Source organism: uncultured Pseudacidovorax sp., from assembly GCF_913773995.1.
In the GTDB taxonomy this organism is placed as follows: Bacteria; Pseudomonadota; Gammaproteobacteria; order Burkholderiales; family Burkholderiaceae_C; genus Xenophilus.
In genome coordinates this window covers 1-3,137 of the sequence record NZ_CAJYES010000084.1, presented here as the reverse complement: position 1 = coordinate 3,137, position 3,137 = coordinate 1, and the positions used below count along the sequence as shown (strand labels likewise).

Annotated in this window: 3 protein-coding genes; 1 reads left to right on the top strand and 2 read right to left on the bottom strand. The window is 71.8% G+C overall.

Annotated features, from left to right (window positions below):
- Positions 1–1,206: prolyl oligopeptidase family serine peptidase (locus QZ772_RS07385; protein ID WP_295524388.1), on the top strand; the 1,206-nt coding region annotated here is incomplete at its 5' end.
- Between the two features lie 26 nt (positions 1,207–1,232).
- Here QZ772_RS07385 and QZ772_RS07380 read toward each other — a convergent pair.
- Complete coding sequence (locus QZ772_RS07380) at positions 1,233–2,471, bottom strand: OmpA family protein (RefSeq protein WP_295524386.1); 1,239 nt, start codon at positions 2,469–2,471, stop codon at positions 1,233–1,235.
- A complete protein-coding gene (locus tag QZ772_RS07375) occupies positions 2,468–2,821 on the bottom strand; it encodes a hypothetical protein (protein ID WP_295524385.1) in 354 nt (117 codons plus the stop codon). The genes QZ772_RS07380 and QZ772_RS07375 overlap by 4 nt, the downstream gene beginning before the upstream one ends.
- Positions 2,822–3,137: the final 316 nt, after the last annotated feature.

Below are 3,137 nucleotides of genomic sequence, written 5' to 3'. Positions count from 1 at the left end.
GCGCTGGTCGAGGTCGATCTGGCGACGGACCGCGAGACGGTGCTCGCCGAGGATGCCGAAGTCGACCTCGACGGCGCCTGGTTCCCGCCCGCGGCGGGCGGGCCCTATGCCGTCGCGGCCATGCCCGACCTGCCGCGCATGACCTACCTGGATCCGGCCATCGGCGCCGATGTGGCCCGCGCCGCCGACGAGGCACGCGCCCGCGGCTGGCTGGACGAGCCGCCCGTGCTGATCCGGCCCACCAGCGCGGCACAGGACAACCAGCGCATGGTGCTGCGCGCCACCACGCAGACCGAAGCGGTGGAGATGCTGCTCGACCGCAACACCGGGCGCCTCGACCGCCTGACGCCACCACGGCAACCCGAGCCCGGCCTGTTCTCGCCGATGACACCCTTCGCCTTCACCGCCTCGGATGGACTGAAGGTGCATGGCTATGTCACCCGGCCCGTCGGCGTGCAGGGGCCGGCGCCGACCGTCGTGGCCATCCACGGCGGTCCCTGGGCGCGCGACAGCTGGCAGTTGGCCGGCTATACCTTCGTCCAGATGCTGGCCAATCGCGGCTACGCCGTGCTGCAGGTCAACTACCGCGGCTCGGCCGGCTACGGCAAGGCGTTCATCCGCGCGGGCGACGGCGAGTACAACGGCCGGATGCAGCAGGACATCGCCGAAGGCACGCAATGGGCCGTCGATCAGGGCATTGCGGACCCGAAGCGGCTGGCCGTGCTGGGCGCCAGCTTCGGTGGCTTCTCGGTGCTGGCCCAGCTGATCCAGAAGCGGCAGGACTGGCGCTGCGGCGTCGACATGGTGGGCGTCGCCAACTGGCCGCGCGTCATCGAAGCCTGGCCACCCTTCTGGCGCAATCGCCACTACTTCGCCCGCACCTACGGTGATGTGAAGGACCCGGCGCAGCGCGCTCGCATGCTGGCCAATTCACCCATCACGCAGATCGACCGCATCGACGTGCCGCTGCTGGTGGTGCACGGCGACAACGACGTGCGCGTGCTGCGGCAGGATTCCGACGAGGTCGTCGCCGCCCTGCGCGCGCTCAGGCGGCCGGTGACGCACCTGCGCTTTGCCGATGAGGGCCACCAGGTGCGCCACTGGCGCAACCGCCTGGCCATGTGGCGTGCCACCGAGGACATGCTGGCCGGCTGCCTGGGCGGCCGCAGCGCCGGCTTCGATATGTTCGAGCTCGTTCCGCGCTGAGTCCCCGGCCTCATGGCGGGGTGGCCTCAGGACGAGGCGGCGCAGTCCTCGACCTTGAATTCCACGCGCCGGTCCAGCGCGTCGCTGGCGTCGTCGGCGCCGGTGCCGACGATGTTCTCGCGAAAGCCCATGCCGGCCTCCTTCAGGCGCTTGGCGAGACTGGGCGCCTCGGCGGCCAGGCGCGTGCGCACGATGGTCGCGCGCTGCAGCGACAGGCGCTCGTTGACCGATTCCGAGCCGGTGCGGCTGGTGTGGCCGGTGACGAGCAGGCAGTTGTTGCTCATCTGCGCCGCCTGGCGGGCGATCTGGCGCAGCCACATCGGATAGACGCCGCTGATGCGCGAATCGCTCAGGAACTCCGTGGAGCCGGGCCGGAAGAGGAACTTCACGCTCAGCTTGCTGGCCTCCAGGCCCAGCTTGGCCAACTGGCCGAAGCTGCGCTCGGCATCGGCCGTGCGGCCCAGCTGCATCTGCGTGAGGTACAGGCCGTTGTACACGCGCAGCTGCTGGCCGTCGGGCCGCTGAGCAGCGGCCTCGTAACGGGTCAGTGCCTCCTGCCAGCGGCCGGCGGCATAGGCGTCGATGGCCTCCTGCAGCACGGCGGTGGTGGGCAGGCGCTGCAGGTACAGCGCATCCGCCTGCTGGCCGGCGGGCGTCTGGCTGGTGCGGATGTAGCCGTCGACGGCGCGGTCGCGGGTGCTGACCGGGCTGTCGCGGTAGAAGGCGGTGGGCCGGGTGTCGAGCTTTTCGTCGGCGACGCGCGCGACGGTCTGCGCGACCACCGTGCCGCTCTTGAGTTCGGTCAGCGCCAGGGCCAGTTGCCAGCGACCGGCCGACGCATCGGCCTGCCGGGTCAGCGTGCCGCTTAGCACGTATTGCGCCTGCTCCACCGCCTGGCTGTCGACCTGACTCACCGTGAACTGGCTGAAGCGCTCCTGCATGCGCTGCATGATGCGCTGCTGGGCGGCCTGCGTCACCTCGGTCTGCTGGCCGGTCGTGCCGTCGAGCAGCGGGTCGATGACGATGCGGCTCTTCTGCAGGCGCGATTCGACGCGGGCCAGGAAGGCCGGCATCTTCTGCGTCTGGACCATCAGGTCGTCCACCGCCTGCTGCACCGCGCGGTCGAAGGGCATTACCTCGGTGGAAGGCGCTGGCGGCTTGTTGGCGCAGGCGGCCAGCAGTGCGCCCGCGGCCGCGAGCAGCAGCAGCGCCCGAAGGCGCATCCAGGCACGAAGAACAGCAGCGGCAACGGCAGACGGATTCAACATTCGCTCCTCAGGTAGGCCATGTCCTGCGCCGACAGGGGTTCACCCACCGCGGCGCGCATGTTGATGTCGATGCACCGGCGCGAGGCAGGCAGGCGCGGCGGCGGCTCGGGCGCCGCGGCCTCGGTGGACACGGGGGCGGCGGCCGGCGCGGGCCGGCTGCGCGCGGCCGGACGGGGCGCGGGCGGCGGCGCGGCCTCGGCAGGTGCCGGCGTCGGTGCCGGCCGCGGCAGGGCCAGGCAAGGCGTCGGGCATGGCGGCGGCGCATCGGCCGCGACCACGGGCGCGGCAGGCGCCAGCCATCCGACCATGCCCAGCATCCACGCCCCTGCGAGCGCAGTCCCGCGCATGCGCGCTCAACCCACGCGCACGCAGACGCCGGAGCGCGCGGCAGGGCCGAACGTCTGGCCGTCCAGGCGAGCCGTGTGGAACATCATCCGGACGAATGTAGAGGAACAAAGTCACGGCGGACGCTTGCCGAATGGCCGGTCCGCCGAATGGCATAGGCGCGGGGCGGCGGCGGCTGGCCGCCCTGCCCCGCCCCGGCCGCGGTCGATCAGAAATCGACGCGCAGGCCCACCTTCACGCTGCGGCCGGGCAGAGGCGCCCGCGGGTAGACGGTGGTCGTGAGGATCGACGTGGCGCTGTAGGCCAGCTCGTTGCCCA

Excerpts from the sequence above, each read along its gene's own strand:
- QZ772_RS07375 (WP_295524385.1), bottom strand. The coding sequence starts at position 2,821 with ATGCGCGGGACTGCGCTCGCAGGGGCGTGGATGCTGGGCATGGTCGGA.